Origin of the sequence: Acetobacter sp. KSO5 (assembly GCF_044094635.1) — a bacterium.
Classification (GTDB): domain Bacteria; phylum Pseudomonadota; class Alphaproteobacteria; order Acetobacterales; family Acetobacteraceae; genus Acetobacter; species Acetobacter cerevisiae.
Genome location: NZ_CP172014.1, coordinates 313,716 through 329,559, shown reverse-complemented (window position 1 = coordinate 329,559; position 15,844 = coordinate 313,716). Strand labels below are relative to the sequence as shown.

Here is a 15,844-nt window from a genome sequence, read left to right as displayed (position 1 = left end):
CTTTACCGTCCCGATATCAGCGCAGTGGGGTGGTTGGTCAGGAATTCAGACAGGAACCGCAGAGACCGCGCGGCCTGCCCAAGCTGGATGACCATGGCCTGAAGATTGCGATGGAAATCACTATTCCCGCCATAGCCCGCCAGCAGGTGGTTGGCATTCTGCAGGGTCTGATCAAGCTGATTGGTCATTTCCGGCAGACGCTGCATCAGCGGGCCCATCCCACTCCGCAGTTGGGTACTCATGGCCTGAAGGTTCTTCAGAGACTCTTTCAGGCTGGAGAGAGACTGCTTCACATCCGGGCTGGTCAGCGTCTTGTCCGCATTGGCCAGCAGATTGTTGGCGTTCACCCCAATCTGCTCAAACGGCATATCGGCCAGACGAGATGCCACGGTGGAAAGGGAATCCATGATCCCGCTCATGCCACCCGCCTGACTGGGGATAACCAGCGTCGGTCCTTCCATGGTGGTGGTAGCCGGAGGCGGGTTCTTCACAAAGTTCAGCGAGATCATGGTCTCGCCCGTCAGCAGGCTGGCGCTGTCGGTCGAGGCCCGCAGACCGTTGGCCACCAGCGTCTTGAACATGTCTGTCAGCGCGCCGTGATGAATTTCGTTAGCAGCCAGCACGCGTTCCGGCTGGATCTGCATGCCAATGCGCACGCGCGGATGGCCGGCCTTCTGGTCCAGATCCAGCTTCACGCTGGTCACACTACCAATCTGAATACCGAACATGGTGACCTGACTGCCCGGAGCCAGCCCCTTGACGGAAGAGGTCACGTACGTCGCCAGAGGCACGCGCTCATGATAGCCCGCGCTCTCGGCGTCGGCCTGACTGTCATACAGTTTGAAGACGGTATCAGCCGGAGCTTCATCATGCGCCGTTCTGTTCTTGTCACGCGGCAGGCCAAAGGCCACGCCACCGGAGAACAGGGCCTGAAGAGACTGCATCTGCACCTTCAGCCCACCTGCCCCAAAACCAACCTGCACGCCGGAGACGTTCCAGAAACGGGTATCCGGATACAGGTAATGGTCATACGGCTCACGCACAAAAAGCTGGATGAGGATCGGCCCGCGCCCCCCCGGCGGCATGGTGTAGCCCAGCACTTCCCCCACATCCACATCGCGGAAGAAGACAGGGGCACCCTGCCCGATAGAGCCGATGGACGGCGTAATAAGCGTATAGGTCCGTCCCGGCTGGTCAGACCGCACGCCCGGAGGGGCTTCCAGACCACGGAACTCAGTCTTACGCTGAGCTGTATCCGCGTTATTCCCTTCCAGACCGGGGTCAAACGCAATGTATGCGCCGGACATCAGGGTTTCGAGCCCCGTGATGCTGGCGCCGTTGATGCGCGGACGCACCACCCAGAAGCGCGCCTTGTCCGTCAGCATGGGGCCGGACCCGGCATTCATGCGGATACGCACATTCACATGCCGCAGGTCCTCCGTCAGAGAGATGCCTTCCACCGTGCCCAGCACCACGGCCTTGTTCTTCACCTGCGTCTGCCCACTTGTCAGGCCATCGGCAGTGTCAAACACAACGGTGATTTCCGGCCCGTTATTGGCAAAGCTCTTCCAGATCAGAAAGCCCGCAATCAGCACTGAGAGGACGGGAATAATCCAGATGATGGAAAACCGGATACGACGCACGACAGCATCTGGCATTGTGCTGTCATTTTCGTCGGGTGACTGATAATGATTCTGTCCGTTCACGCCCTGTCCGGCTCCATGTTATCCTGATACGCACTGGCCTGTACGGCTGTGTGACCACGCCGCCGGCCTTTGCCTGCGGTGCGAGCATAAGCCGCATCACCATTTTTGCCTGCGGCATCCCACATCAGACGCGGGTCAAATGTGTGGACCGCAAAAATTGTCAGCACCACAACAGCGGCAAAGCAAACCATACCACCGTTGGCTGTAATACTTGCCATATGGTTAAAACGCACCATTGCGACAAGAATAGAGACCATAAATACGTCAATCATCGACCAGCGGCCAATAATATCAATAATACGATATACTTTGGACCTGAATGGCAGATGCCTGTGCGACTTCCGCCGCGTGGTCTCTACCATGTAAGACAGGCCAATCACTTTAAGCACCGGCACCGTCACACTGGCAAAAATGACAAGCAGAGAAAGCGGGATCATCCCGTCCTCCCACAACTCTATTGCGCCTTCCACAATGGTATGGCCAGTCCCGGCCCCCATGCGGATCACGGTCATGACCGGGTAAATATTGGCCGGCAGATAAAACACAATGGCTGAAACCAGCAGGGCCACGGTGCGACTCATGCTGTTGGCCTTGCGATGCCGCACCACATGCCCACAGCGCGGGCAATAGCCGGAAGGCTCCGTGGGGTGGACCGGATGGTCAAACTCCAGCACCAGCCCGCAGGAGAGGCAGGAAACACGGTTGGCAGACGGCAGCAGCGGATCATCCTCACCAACGGCCACAAAGGTGAGGGGCACGCGCGGTCCCCTCATAGGGCGCATGAAGGAATCAATCTTGCGGTGCCGCCAGATAATCTCCGTATCCAGTGTGGCATCCGTGGCAGCCATGGAGACCATCAGCCCGGCCACCAGATAAACGGCAGCTCCCACCTGCACAAACGCCAGATCCACCAGCTTGGTGTAGGCCACAAACACGCCCAGAATATACACTTCCACCATGGACCAGGGACGTAGCGCCTCATACCACTTCATCAGATGTGGCACCCAGGCGGGCAGGCTGGGACGCAGGGCAGCAGTCAGGATCATGCCCATCATGGCAATGACGATACCGGGGGCCAGAATGGTGGCGATGGCCACCAGTACGCCCACCTCACCCCAGCCTTCATGCAGGAGTTCAATCGGCCCGGTAAGAATATCCACCGTGCGCTGCCGCCCATACAGGTCCAGCATCATGAGGGTGGAAAACAGCATGGCCACATACAGGGCCGCCGAGGTGATGCAGAACGCCAGAGGTGTTGCGATCGGCGCAGTCTTGTTCCGCCGGTCGAGCGACTGGTTACAGCGCGGACAACGCGCCTGCGTACCGGGCTTCAGCTCGGGGAGTTTCTGGACAAGCCCGCAACACGGACACTCCATAACACCTTCAAGAACCTGAACGTGCCGGGTGTTATCCACCGATGTATCCTGAACAGGCATCACGGCTTCACGCATCAGGGCGGTAAATTGCGACACGCTCATAGTTGTGACCTTAGAACGAAAAAAACCTGAGCGTAATAGTCATGTCACAAGATTGCAGCCATGCGAGGTCATCACAGGCCATGCCGGCTGCAAAATATCTTCTGATTTCCGCACCTTCCCCCGTTGCGTTTCCTGAAGTGCTATGATACTCAGCCCCTCGAAAGTGAGTATGCCCGCTTAGCTCAGTTGGTAGAGCACGTCATTCGTAATGATGGGGCCGGTGGTTCGAATCCTCCAGCGGGCACCACTTTCGGTTTTCCTTAAAAATTTTATTTACAGCCAGAGCACACCAAGGCTGCCTGCACAGCAATTTTCGCTCTCAAAAGCTGCTACTCCAAGAGACCTTCAGATTTTATCCGGATCGTGAACACGGCAGGCCTTTCCTGCCGTGCAAAATGCATACAGTTGGCTACTGCATACATACCACGACGACGTCTCCGACCTTAAAGACATCCCACCGCACAGGAACACGGTGACACACAGAACTCTGCATAGAAGCATACTGCAGATCGGCTCCGCTTAACTTCCGCAAAAGAGGTACCGGGCTCCATCCTGTTGAAAATGCGGAAGACGCATAATCCATGACTGCGATCGTATGCAATTGCGCCACATTCCGCCAAGAGCTGATAACGGCGATTTTTTCACCATCATAAAGACCAGCAACCCGCTGTATGTCGTTCAGAATACCATTACCAACCTCAATATCACGCTGCGTTTGCTGCCACCTTTCCATAAAGAGACGAGCCTGATTATTGACCGATAGCAGAAGGAAAAATGCACCTGCATAAAGAAAAAATTTCTGAAAATGCGGACGATAAGAGGTGACGATTTCCACTGCGAAAACAAGCAGCGCAGCGTGCAGAAAAGAAGCACAGGTCAAAGACCGCGGAGACGGCCAGAATACATCAAACGGCAAATTAAACGGGTTTTCTGCAAACGCCAGACAAACCATGACAACTATAACTGAAACAAAATAATGATATTCTTTTTTTCTGATAATTCCAAAAATGAGATATAAAAAAATAAATACAATAGAAATAAAATAGAAAAATCTTTCATGTATTGGGAAAATAGAAGAATATTTTCCGCCAAAAAATTCATCCCATACATTGATAAAATATGGGTTAATATTATGAATGAGCGCCGCAAAGTGAACTGGACGCCCCCATTCAGGCCCTAAAAGCTTTTTCATGATAAGAAAAAGCGCACAGGAGGCCCCGTACACAAACACCGGCCGCAGAAGAGCACCCCAAGGCGGACGGGCCTCTGGTTTGAAAATTGTAGCGTGAAGATAAGCGCAGCCTGCTGCAAGGATGAGCAACTGCGCCGCAACCTGATAAGACGTCAGAGCAACGACTGACAGCATGATTGCTGCAAACGTTCCCGGGAAACCCTTATTTGTCCGGAGACAATAAAGCGCGGCACCCATGGCAAGCCATGAAATACCATAATTCCAATAGGCCATAGTAAAAGATGACAGATCGGCCATAAAGCCATGAAAAGCCACAGCAATACAGAAAAAGATCGTATATTTCTGGTTCATTCCCACATAGCGAGAAAACTGACAGCAAAAATAAATAAGACCAAATGAATAAATTAATGAAACAACAATAATATTATCAAAATAATCTATACTCATCCAACGAAGCAGACAACTCAGAGCATATATAAAATACCTGTAATTACCATAGTTTCCCACTACAAGAGAATCTTTCGCTTCAGCAGAAAAATGCGCGTACAAATCATCTGCATTAAAAATAAAAAAATTGCAGATACAAAGAAAAAATACTGGAAAAATCATCAAGATATAATTTTTTTTATCCTCAAATTTCAGCATTTTTTTTATCCTTTAAGGCTTATATTTATCAATTATTGTTTTTCAGAGACTAACAGTTTTACTTTCATATGCGTAAAAACTGGGTATTTCTTACGGCTTCAACCCATACAGGCTGATCGTCAGATGGTGGCCGTTGGAATAGTTTACCCCGGTCACTGAACCATACGTGCGCACACGGCTGCGGGCGGGGCCGAGGGTAGCGAGGAAGGCTTCGCTTTTCTGCACATCGACGAGCGCTACGGCACAGGCCTCATTCCCCAGCATCCGACGTGCGGCGTCTTCTGGGCCTTCCAGATGCACCTTACCGCCCGTCAGGAACACAAGGCTGGGCTCGGAAAATGAGACGGAGGAAACTTCTGTCTGCGCACAGGGATGATGCGCCGCGACCAGAGCCGTCAGGCGCGGGGCCAGCCAGATACTCTGCAGGTGGGGCACAACCACCAGAAACAGCCCGGTATAGAGCAGCATGGCGCAGGCAGCACTGGTCAGCACGGCCTTGCGCAGTTCCGAACGGCAGATAAAGACAACGGACAGGGCGATAAGTGGCAGACTGCCGCCCGCCAGAATCAGCGCTGCGGGAGAAACCACATGCTCCAGCTTCCACAGCAGCACGGGGCCAGCCAGTGCCAGTGCAACGCCGGCAACGGTCCACAGCACGCCATAAGCCCCTAAGGCCAGACGCGCCCAGACCGCACGCGGCCAGCCAGCCCAGACTGGCGCACCCTGCGCCAGCATGCCAGCCGTCAGAATGGCAATGGCGGGATAAGTCGGCAGCACATAATGCGGCAGCTTGGTCGCAATGGCCTCAAATACCACCCAATGCGGGATAATCCAGCAGAGCAGATATTTGACTGGCAGCAGCTTCCGGCTTTTCCAGACAGCAGGCAGAGCCGCCGCCGCAAAAAATGAGCCGGGCCAGAATGCAATCAGGAAGACCAGCAGATGATAGCCCGGCGGCAGACCATGCGCCTGCTGGCCAGAGGCCACCTTACCCAGAAAATTGGTACCCACAGCACGGCGGAAAAACTCACCATGGCTGACCACGCCAATCGCGATGCACCACGGGAGCAGAATAGCCAGAGACACCAGCCAGCCCCATGCGGGGCGCAGCCTGCGCCAGAGGCTGAAATTCCGTTCCACAGCTGCCAGACACAGTGGCGTAGCCAGAGACGGAATGAGAATCACCGGGCCTTTCAACATCAGGCCGCAACCGATCGCGCCCCAATAGAGCAGAGCTGTGCTTACCGGCGTGGGGCGTGCGGCCTCACGGTCACACAGCGCCCGCAGCAGGCCAGCCTGCGCCAGCAGAACACTGAGCAGCAGAGTGGAATCGATGGTGCCCATCCGATTCTCTGCCGTCACCAGCACAGAAACCATCAGCAGCAACCCCGCCCCCATCCCGGCCATGGGGCCAAACAGCGTGGCACCCATCCAGGCCGTCAGCATGACTGCGGCCGTCATGGCCAGCAGAGAGGGCAGACGATACGCCCAGACGGCGCGGCTTTTCAGCGTGCCGGTAGCGGCAACGGACGCAGCTTCCAGCCAGTAAATTCCGGCGGGTTGCAGATAGCGGGGTTTGTCCTGAAAGCGGACATCCACAAAATTGCCGCTCTCCAGCATTTGCGCCGTCGCTTCCATATAGCGCGGCTCATCACGGTCGAACGGCGGCGTGGACGCGCGCCCCGGCAGAAACAGGAAAAATGCGAGTAAACCGAGCAAAGCCAGCGCACGCCCGGACAGGCGTTGCTGGCCCCAGCGTGGATTTAGCATTCGCGGACCGAGCGCGGGAGGCGAGTGCGGTTCCGCAGCCAGATCACCCCCAGCAGATCCCGAATACCCACCAGAGCACGGTTAAAATTCGTATATTTGGACTGCCCATGCAGCCGCGGACGATGCTTGACCGGATGGCACAGCAACGGCACGCCGTAAGACGCAAACAGCGCGGGCAGGAAGCGATGCAGCCCTTCAAACTGAGGCAGCTTTAAAAACGCATCACGCTGGAAAAGTTTGATCGGCGCACCCGTATCCGGGCATTCATCGCGCAGCAGGCGGCGACGCAGACCGTTGGCAAAGCGGGTTGCAAACCGGCGTGACCAGCCATCTTTCCGCTTTTTCCGCACACCGACCACAAGCGGCGGCGTGCCGTTGGCGGAACGAGCCAGCCGCAGCAGATCAATCAGTTCCCGCGGGTCATCCTGACCATCTCCATCAATGGTCGCAATCCACTCGCCCCGTGCGGCAGTGATGCCGGTGCGCAGAGCGGCAGATTTTCCGCAACAATGGTCATGGGAGAGAACGCGGAGACCGGGAAGGACATCGGTCCGCATTTTCTGGAGGACGGCCACGGTATCATCCCGGCTGCCATCATCCACAAAAACAACTTCAGTTTCCGGCAGATGCTCAAGGGCTTCCGCCAGTTCCTGACAGACAAACGGGAGGTTATCCCGCTCATCCAGAACGGCAATCACAATGCTCAGAACCGGAGCGTTACCACTCCGGGAGGAAGAGAGCGCGTTCAAGCCAGATCAATCAGCAAACGCGCGCTCAGGCAGCGTGACGTGCAAGAGCGGTCGGCAGGTTAGCAATGGCCTGATCAACCAGAGCTTCCGCCTTCTGCTGGTCAAGAGACTGACCCAGCACACCGCGTGCGGCTTCAACAGCCACATCAATAGCAGCCTGACGCACTTCCTTGATGGCTGCGCGTTCTACGGCAGCAATCCGGTCACGTGCCATCTGCTCATGGCGCTGCACAGCAGCTTCTGCTTCTGCGCGGGCTTTTTCAGCCAGTTCTGCTGCATGCTGCAGAGACTGTTCAACCATGGTTTTGGCTTCAACCAGAGCCTGCTCACGCTCACGCGTGGCATCTTCCAGCATCTGCTCGGCTTCCCGGCGCAGCTGAGCGGATTCGTCCAGCTCCTGCCGGATACGGGCTGCACGGCTATCAAGGATAGTCGTGATGGGTGCCCAGACCTTGCGGCCAAAGAAGACGAAAAACAGAACGAAGGAAACAGCGACCCAGAAACCTGCTTCGTGAAAAATGCCAGACATGACTATAAGTTCTCCCGGAGCCGGTCAGATATTCTGGTGCGCGATCGCGCCGTCAACCTTCTGCGCCACAAGCTGGGCGTCGGGCGTGACACCTGTCAGGCGAGAAACGAGCGCCTGCGTGGTATCAGCAGCAATTTCTTTGAGCGTACCGAAAGCCTGAGCTTTTTCGGCAGCAATACGTTTTTCAGCATCAGCAATTTCGGCTGAAAGACGGGCATTGATTTCTGCCAGCTTCTGATCTGCAGCCTGCTGTTCAGCGTCCAGCGTTTTCTGCAGATTGGCCTGAGCTTCAGCCATGGCGTCTTTACGCGCCTGCTGGAGTTCCGCCACCGCTTTATCTGCATCCTGTTTTGCAGAGCGCGCAACATCAAGGTCACCCGAGATACGCTTGCTCCGGTCTTCCAGAACGCGGCCAACGCGCGGCAGCATGACCTGGCTCAGCACCAGGTAAAAGCCCAGGAAGATCACAGCACCCCAGATTACCTGACCGGTAACCAGGGGGTTGTGAAAATCAAGCTGAGGCATCCCTGCGGCGTGTGCACCAGGTGCAGCCATTACCAGAAGAGACACGCCGGATACCGTAGCGAGTAAACCGGCACGGACAATCTTCATCATGACACCCACAGGAAGGCCTCCCTTTTCCTACCGTTTTCTCAGACGAACAGGATCAGGAACGCGATGAGAAGCGCGAACAGCGCGATAGCTTCTGTCAGCGCGAAGCCCAGCATACCCAGACCGAACACGTGCGGACGAGATGCGGGGTTGCGAGCAATGCTGCTCACCAGCGTTGAAAAGATGTTGCCGAGGCCGATACCAACGCCGGCGAGGGCGATTACGGCGATACCTGCACCGATTTCCCGGGCTGCAGCGATGTCCATATCAGTCACTTCCTTGTTAAAAAGTACAGTTCAAACGAAACGGGCAAAGCAGCTCAGTGAGCCACGGCCTCCCGCAGGTAGATGCACGTCAGAATGGCAAACACATAGGCCTGCAGCACACCAACAAGCAACTCAAGAGCCACCAGCGCCATGTTAATGGCAATAGGCCCTATCGCAAACACATCACCCACCACGCCAAAACCGGCGAGCATGATGACGAAGCTTGCGAAAATATCGAACATGACGTGTCCGGCGACCATGTTTGCAAACAGTCGGATGGACAGGCTCACGGGGCGAGAGAGAAAGGACAGGATCTCAATCGGGATCAGCAGCGGCGCGAGGAACATGCTGGCACCAGCCGGCATGAAGTGCGCGAAGAAGCGGAAACCCTGCACCTTGAGCGACACGATCACCGTCAGCAGGAACACCATCACGGCAAGGCCGAGGGTCACTGCAATGTGGCTGGTGAAGGTGAAGGAGAAAGGCAGCAGGCCGATGTAGTTCCCGGCCAGAATAAAGAAGAACAGCGTGAAGATGAACGGGAAGAACGCCGTGCCTTCCGGCCCGATGGTGTCCACCGCCATGCTGTGAATGAATTCGTAGCACACCTCGGCAGCAGCCTGGAAACGACCAGGCACCACAGCAGCAGGGCGCATACCGAAATACAGGAACGCCAGAACCAGGCACGCAGCCAGGATCATGTAGAGAGGTGACTGACTGAAGCGCAGCGCCTCACCAAGCCCGCCAAGAACGGGATGAAGCTCGAACTGACCAAGTACGTCGATACTGGAACCGCCCGCCAAAACCGTTCTCCTACTCCACTGTGCCCGGACTATCCTGCCGGGCCTTCAGCTTTCCAACTCACTGCTCCGGTGGCTTTACCAGCCGCCAGACATTCAGCACTCCTGCACTTCCGCCCATCAGCGCGAAGATAATCAGGAAAATAGCGCGGGTGTGGAACCAACGGTCCAGCCCCCACCCTACAGCGACCCCAACCACCAGTGCGGAAATCATTTCCGTCCCGGCTCTGAGCGCCAGTGCCGGGAGGGATTGTTCATCCTTCTCAGACTTACTGGCTTTTTCGTCCTCTTCTATCCGACCGGAGCGGCGTTCCGCCTCCCTCAATCGCTTAGCAAAAGACTCGTCGCTGTCTTCACCCATACTTCGCACTCCCAGAAGGGTGCAGGCGCTTGCTAACGGCGCTGCCATATCCTGTCAAGGAAGCATCCGTAGCACTGAGCGGAAAATCCGTCACGCATGCAAAAAAAGCGCACTAACGGACTCTTCCGCCAGCGTCAGGATGCAGTTTCGGCCTCAGCTTCAGCCGAGCCGACCAGGCCCTTGGCAAAGTCCTGCGCGGAGAAGGGCCGGAGATCTTCCACCTGCTCCCCCACACCCACGGCATGCACCGGCAAACCGAAGCTATCCGCCAGCGCCACCACAATCCCGCCACGGGCCGAGCCATCCAGTTTAGTGACCACAAGGCCTGTCACATTCACCAGCTCACGGAACACGCGCACCTGCTCCATGGCGTTCTGCCCGGTGGTGGCATCCAGCACCAGCAGGACGGAATGGGGGGCGGTCTCATCAAATTTCCGCATGACGCGAATAATTTTGGCCAGCTCTTCCATCAGCGCGCTTTTGTTGTGCAAACGGCCCGCCGTATCCACAAACAGCAGGTCCGCATCCTGCGCCTTGGCCCGCTTCAGACCTTCAAACGCCAGACCGGCAGCATCCGCATTGGGCGCCCCGGCAATCACCTGACAGCCGGTGCGCTCACCCCACACCTGCAACTGCTCCACAGCGGCGGCGCGGAAGGTATCGCCTGCCACCATCATCACTTTCTTGCCCTGATCGCTGAAAGAGCGGGCCATCTTGCCAATGGTCGTGGTTTTCCCCACGCCATTCACGCCCACCACCAGCACCACATGCGGCTTGTGTGCCGGGTCCGGCTCGAACGGGATAGCGACGGGCTCCAGCACGCTGGCAATTTCATCCGCCAGAGCGGTGCGAATTTCCTCATCCGTCACTTCTGTGCCGAAACGGGTGCTGCGGAACGAGTCGATAATCCGCTCTGCCACAGCAGGGCCGAGGTCTGCCGTAATCAGCAGGTCTTCCAGCTCTTCAAGCGCTTCATCATCCAGCTTGCGCTTGGTGAAGACGGATGTGAGGCCGCCGCCCAGCTTCTGCGTTGAGCGGGAGAGGCCCTTCTTGAGCCGTGAAAAAAAACCTAGCGCCATCTCAAACCCTTTCCGCCAGCAGACCCGCGGCATCCACCGCAACAGCCTTCAGACTGATAATCTCACCCGTTTCCGCCTCACCCTCCGCAAGACGGACGGGAGCAAACTGTTCACTATGCCCGGACGTGGGCGTTTCCATCAGCACGCGCAAAGTCTGCCCGAGCAGACCCTGGTAATACCGCTGGGCTGACGCCGCCCCGACTTCCCGCAGCCGTGCAGCCCGAGCCTTACGCTCCGGCACCGGCACGGCACGCATCCGCGCCGCCGGGGTGCCCGGACGCTCGCTGTAGGGGAAGACGTGCAGATACGGGACGCCCTGCGCCTCCAGAAAAGCGCGTGTTTCTTCAAACAGCGGCTCATCTTCAGTCGGGAATCCGGCAATTACGTCCGCACCAATCCCGATATCGGGGCGCAGTTTGCGGGCACGCTCAATCACCCGCGCAGCATCTTCCGCCAGATGGCGGCGCTTCATGCGCTTGAGGATGAGGTCCGACCCGGCCTGAAGCGAGAGATGCAGATACGGCATAAAGCGCGGCTCATGCCCCAGCAGCCGCCAGATATCCTCGTCAATTTCCACCGGATCGACCGAGGACAGACGCAGGCGCTCAAGCTGTGGCACCAGCCCCAGCACACGGCGGCACAATTGCCCGAGCGACGGGGTGCCCGGCAGGTCTCCGCCCCATGAAGTCATGTCCACACCGGTCAGCACCACTTCCCGGTAGCCCGATTCGACAAGCGCGCGGACCTGCTCGACCACCACACCAACCGGCGCGGAGCGAGACGGCCCGCGCCCGAAGGGAATGATGCAGAAGGTGCAGCGATGGTCACATCCCTGCTGAACCTGCACAAAAGCCCGCGTCCGGCCTGCAAACTCCGTCACCAGATGCGCGGCGGTTTCCTTCGCGGCCATGATGTCGGACACCGCAAGCGGCTCGTTCATGGCGGCGGGGGCCCAGCTTTCCGCTTTCAGCTTTTCTTCATTGCCCAGCACGCGCGTCACACCCGGCAGGGTGGCCCAGCGGTCCGGGTCAATCTGCGCAGCACAGCCCGTCACCACAATGCGGGCGTCCGGGTTGTCCCGGTGTGCACGGCGGATGGCCTGACGAGCCTGCCGCTCGGCCTCGCCCGTAACCGCACAGGTGTTGACGATAATCACGTCCTCCAGCGCCGCCGCATGCTCGCGCATGACTTCGCTTTCCCACGTATTCAGCCGACACCCAAATGTCAGAATTTCCGGGCGGGTCATGAGGCGTAGGTGGCCAGATCCACCATCCCGTCAAACGCTGTTGCGGCAGGGCCAGTCATCAGCACGTGGCCATTTTCAGCCCATTCAATCTGCAAAATACCGCCATCCAGTTCCACCGTGCAGCGGCGCTCCACCAGCCCGCGCCGCACGGCATTGACCACCGCCGCACATGCGCCGGACCCGCAGGCTTCCGTCACCCCTGCCCCGCGTTCATGCACTTTCAGGCGCATGCTCTCGGGGCTGTCTATGCGGGCAAAACCAATATTGGCGCGGTCAGGGAAGAGCGGGTCATGCTCCAGCGCACTGCCATGGCTGAGCATCGAAAAATCTTTCACAAAAAAAGTTGCGTGTGGGTTCCCCATGGAGGCCGCAGCCGGGTCTCCATCCAGAGGCAGATGGAGCGTGTCCATTTCCGCTGCAAGAGGCACGGCCTGCCAGTCCAGCTTTGGGGTGCCCATATCGACTGTCACCAGCCCGTTCTCTTCAATCCGGGCTGGCAGGGTTCCGGCCCGTGTTTGCAGCACGGGTGTGCGGTTGCCGGTCTGACGAAACACCAGATCCGCCACACAGCGGGACGCATTACCGCAGGCCCCGGCTTCTGACCCGTCCGGGTTGAAGAAGCGCACAAACACATGCGCCCCCTCCGCACAGGCCGGACGGAGCGTTACCAGCTGGTCAAAGCCAATCCCTCTGCGGCGGTCTGCAAGGGCTGCAATCCGCGCGGGGGTGAGGGACAGATGGCCGGCACGCTCGTCGAGAATGACAAAGTCATTCCCAAGCCCGTGCATCTTGGAGAAGGAGGTCTGCATACCGCGCCTTATAAGGCAGATCAGCCCCTAATGCCATGATGGAACAGGGCTATGGAAGTTAGAGAAAACGCCCCGGCTCACCACGGCCCAGCACTTCAATTTTATACCCGTCCGGATCGGTCAGGAAAAAGAAGGTGCCGATAATGCGGTTATCGGTTTCCAGCGTCTTGATGGGCGTGGGCGAGAAACCTGCGGCATCCAGCCGGGCATGCTCGGAGGCCAGATCCTCAACAGAAACAGCCAGATGGCCGTATCCATCCCCCAGCGCATAAGGCTCGGTGCGGCCGTGATTGATGGTCAGTTCCAGCTCAAACGTCTGCTCGTCATTAGCCAGATAGATCAGCGTGAAGCTGTCAAACACCAGCCGATCGACCGGCTTGAGGCCAAAGGCAGTCTCGTAAAATGCCAGCGAACGTTCTTCATCAAGAACACGCAGCATGGAATGGATCATTTTTGCCACAAGACAGTCCCCCCGACACTCGGCTTCATCAAAATTTGCAGTGCTCATAACGCGGAAGTCGGTCCTGCTGAAATTATTTTTTAAAAAAATAGTCTTTACGCAAGGCTCGGCAAAATGGTTTCAAACAATAAATGAACCTGCTCCGGGGATAATATTTAAAGAAATGACCACCTTTTCTCTTCTGCCTGCGCCGGCATCTCGCCAGATGCGGACATGGCTTTGTGTTGGCACTATTCTGGCGACAGGGCTGCTCAGCATGCAGCTTTCCGGCACGGCCTACGCAGCAGAAGATGAAACGGCCTCTCTCGAAGCGCTGGAACACCAGATGGCGCAAATTCAGGAGCAGCAGAAAGCCCTCCAGAAAGCACTGATGGGCATGCAAAAGCAGATTGCCGCCCACCGGGCCGCGCTGACGCATGGTGGAGGCAGTTCCGCCACACAATCCGCAGTCAGTGGCAGCAGCCACCATACGCTGACAACAGCGCGGAACACGACCACGGGCAGCGGCACGGGCCATAAAGGCTGGTCTCCGGAAACCGGGTCTGAAGATGTGGGCATTGAATCTGCCGGTACGACCGCAACCGCCATGAACACACCGCACACCACTGGCCGCCATGTCACAGGGCCAGATGCGCAGCCTGTGTTCTCGGGGCAGGATGATCACCCGGACGTGGAAGCTGTGATTGGCCACCGCGCGGAAGATATGATTTCCCGCATTGCCGAAAACAGCGTCGGCCCGCATGCGCGTGAAACAGCGGGCGGACAGGCCGCCGGTGCGCTGGGTGACCACGGCGTGTTCCATATGGGGCCGGTCACCCTCATTCTGGGTGGTTTTCTGGATGCTGCCGCCGTGGTGGAAAACCGGCATATCGCGTCCGGCACCTTCAATTACTGGCAGGCGATGCCGTATCCTAACGAGTCCCGCTACCACACCAATAATTTTGAAGGCAGCGCGCGCTACAGCCGTATCTCGCTCATGGCGCGTGGGAATGTGGATACGCACTCCACCATTTCCGGCTTTTTTGAAATGGACTTTGGGGCCGGTGCCGCCACGACCGATGCATATGAAAGCAACAGCTATGCCTTCCGTATGCGGCAGGCCTATCTGGCGTATGATAACAGTGACCTGAACTTCCACTTCCTGGCCGGTCAGGCATGGAGCATGCTCACGCCGGGCCGTATCGGTATTATTCCGCGTCAGGAAAGTTTGCCGGAAACCGTCGAGTCTTCCATGCTGGCAGGCCAGACATGGGCGCGGCAGTTGCAGTTCCGTTTTGTGAAGGATTTCCTCCAGCATCGTCTGTGGCTGGGGCTCTCCATCGAAAACTCCGCCACATTGTATGACACCACTGGCTTTACCAGTTCCGACGGCACCGTCACGCTGCCAAATGGCAAAACCGCCACCGTCAGCAGCAACGGTACGGGCCTGACCAATGATGCCCCCTTCTCCAACGAGATTGCACCGGATGTCATCGGCAAGGTGGCGTGGGATCCGCACTGGGGCCATTACGAGGCCGTGGGCATCCTGCATTTCCCGCATGACCGCGTGGCCTCCCTCGGGCAGGGCCACAACAATACCGCCATTGCGGGCGGCGGCGGTGGCTCCATGGTGCTGCCGGTTCTGCCGCATAAGGTGGAAGTCCGTCTGGCCGGGCTGGCTGGCGTTGGCATAGGCCGCTACGGCTCCGTGCTGCTGCCTGATGCCACACTGAAAGCCGATGGCGATGTTGCCCCCATCCCCTCCATTCAGGCCACGGGCGGCGTGATTGCCCACCCCACGCCGCGTGTGGATGTGTATGGCTTCTTTGGCTATCAGGAAGCCGGACGCCGCTATTCCAACTATGGCGGCGGGGCGTACGGCTACGGAAACCCCAATTATTCCAACCTCGGGTGTGAGACCGAATTGTCCACTCTGGGCTGCACGGCCAACACCCGCAGCGTGATGGAAGCGACCGTGGGTGCATGGTATCGCTTCTTCAAAGGACACTACGGAACGGTGGAAGCCGGAGCCCAGCTAGCCTACTCCCGCAGGGACGCCTGGAAGGGTCAGGGCGGTGGTCCGGATACAAGCATGAGTCAGATATTTCTGGACTTCCGTTACCTGCCGTTCCAGTAACACACCACGCTTACCGATAAGCGCTT

15 protein-coding genes and 1 tRNA gene are annotated in these 15,844 nt (G+C 57.6%); 2 read left to right on the top strand and 14 right to left on the bottom strand.

Annotated elements, in window-relative coordinates:
* Positions 1-2: 2 nt before the first annotated feature.
* A complete protein-coding gene (locus ACHQGU_RS01505; RefSeq protein ID WP_252353990.1) occupies positions 3-1,658 on the bottom strand; it encodes an intermembrane transport protein PqiB in 1,656 nt (551 codons plus the stop codon).
* Between the two features lie 44 nt (positions 1,659-1,702).
* Positions 1,703-3,184 (bottom strand): paraquat-inducible protein A, encoded by a 1,482-nt coding sequence (locus ACHQGU_RS01500; RefSeq protein WP_395495631.1) that lies wholly within the window; start codon positions 3,182-3,184, stop codon positions 1,703-1,705.
* Positions 3,185-3,355: 171 nt separating this feature from the next.
* Between ACHQGU_RS01500 and ACHQGU_RS01495 the strand changes: the two genes are divergently transcribed.
* Positions 3,356-3,431 (top strand) — tRNA-Thr (locus ACHQGU_RS01495).
* Positions 3,432-3,593: 162 nt separating this feature from the next.
* Here ACHQGU_RS01495 and ACHQGU_RS01490 read toward each other — a convergent pair.
* From ACHQGU_RS01490 to ACHQGU_RS01435, 12 genes are all read right to left on the bottom strand, one after another.
* Positions 3,594-5,021 (bottom strand): hypothetical protein, encoded by a 1,428-nt coding sequence (locus tag ACHQGU_RS01490; RefSeq protein WP_395495630.1) that lies wholly within the window; start codon positions 5,019-5,021, stop codon positions 3,594-3,596.
* A 90-nt stretch (positions 5,022-5,111) separates the two neighbouring features.
* Positions 5,112-6,791: an ArnT family glycosyltransferase gene (locus ACHQGU_RS01485; RefSeq protein ID WP_395495629.1), complete on the bottom strand. Its 1,680-nt coding sequence runs from the start codon at positions 6,789-6,791 to the stop codon at positions 5,112-5,114.
* The gene (locus ACHQGU_RS01480) at positions 6,785-7,540 is read right to left on the bottom strand and encodes a glycosyltransferase (RefSeq protein WP_062141049.1); all 756 of its coding nucleotides are present in this window, start codon (positions 7,538-7,540) and stop codon (positions 6,785-6,787) included. Before ACHQGU_RS01480 ends, ACHQGU_RS01485 begins: the two co-directional genes overlap by 7 nt.
* A gap of 25 nt (positions 7,541-7,565) precedes the next feature.
* The gene (gene atpF, locus ACHQGU_RS01475; protein WP_215755250.1) at positions 7,566-8,060 is read right to left on the bottom strand and encodes a F0F1 ATP synthase subunit B; all 495 of its coding nucleotides are present in this window, start codon (positions 8,058-8,060) and stop codon (positions 7,566-7,568) included.
* 33 nt (positions 8,061-8,093) lie between these two features.
* A complete protein-coding gene (locus ACHQGU_RS01470) occupies positions 8,094-8,675 on the bottom strand; it encodes a hypothetical protein (RefSeq protein WP_081894059.1) in 582 nt (193 codons plus the stop codon).
* 47 nt (positions 8,676-8,722) lie between these two features.
* Positions 8,723-8,947 carry an ATP synthase subunit C family protein gene (locus ACHQGU_RS01465; protein WP_003624142.1) on the bottom strand — a complete coding sequence of 75 codons (225 nt, stop codon included), beginning with the start codon at positions 8,945-8,947 and terminating at the stop codon, positions 8,723-8,725.
* A gap of 53 nt (positions 8,948-9,000) precedes the next feature.
* A complete protein-coding gene (locus ACHQGU_RS01460) occupies positions 9,001-9,750 on the bottom strand; it encodes a F0F1 ATP synthase subunit A (RefSeq protein ID WP_061502640.1) in 750 nt (249 codons plus the stop codon).
* A 58-nt stretch (positions 9,751-9,808) separates the two neighbouring features.
* Positions 9,809-10,108, bottom strand: coding sequence for an AtpZ/AtpI family protein (locus ACHQGU_RS01455; RefSeq protein WP_215755237.1), 300 nt, complete (start codon positions 10,106-10,108; stop codon positions 9,809-9,811).
* A gap of 134 nt (positions 10,109-10,242) precedes the next feature.
* Positions 10,243-11,187 (bottom strand): signal recognition particle-docking protein FtsY, encoded by a 945-nt coding sequence (ftsY, locus tag ACHQGU_RS01450; RefSeq protein ID WP_062141109.1) that lies wholly within the window; start codon positions 11,185-11,187, stop codon positions 10,243-10,245.
* A gap of 1 nt (position 11,188) precedes the next feature.
* On the bottom strand, positions 11,189-12,433 hold the full coding sequence (mtaB, locus tag ACHQGU_RS01445) for a tRNA (N(6)-L-threonylcarbamoyladenosine(37)-C(2))-methylthiotransferase MtaB (protein ID WP_395495628.1): 1,245 nt from the start codon (positions 12,431-12,433) through the stop codon (positions 11,189-11,191).
* Positions 12,430-13,242 carry a diaminopimelate epimerase gene (gene dapF / locus ACHQGU_RS01440; RefSeq protein WP_395495627.1) on the bottom strand — a complete coding sequence of 271 codons (813 nt, stop codon included), beginning with the start codon at positions 13,240-13,242 and terminating at the stop codon, positions 12,430-12,432. The genes mtaB and dapF overlap by 4 nt, the downstream gene beginning before the upstream one ends.
* Before the next feature lie 58 nt (positions 13,243-13,300).
* A complete protein-coding gene (locus ACHQGU_RS01435) occupies positions 13,301-13,702 on the bottom strand; it encodes a VOC family protein (protein WP_086653239.1) in 402 nt (133 codons plus the stop codon).
* A 163-nt stretch (positions 13,703-13,865) separates the two neighbouring features.
* Here ACHQGU_RS01435 and ACHQGU_RS01430 point away from each other — a divergent pair, with 163 nt between their 5' ends.
* Positions 13,866-15,818: a hypothetical protein gene (locus ACHQGU_RS01430; protein WP_253555677.1), complete on the top strand. Its 1,953-nt coding sequence runs from the start codon at positions 13,866-13,868 to the stop codon at positions 15,816-15,818.
* The last annotated feature ends 26 nt before the right edge of the window (positions 15,819-15,844 follow it).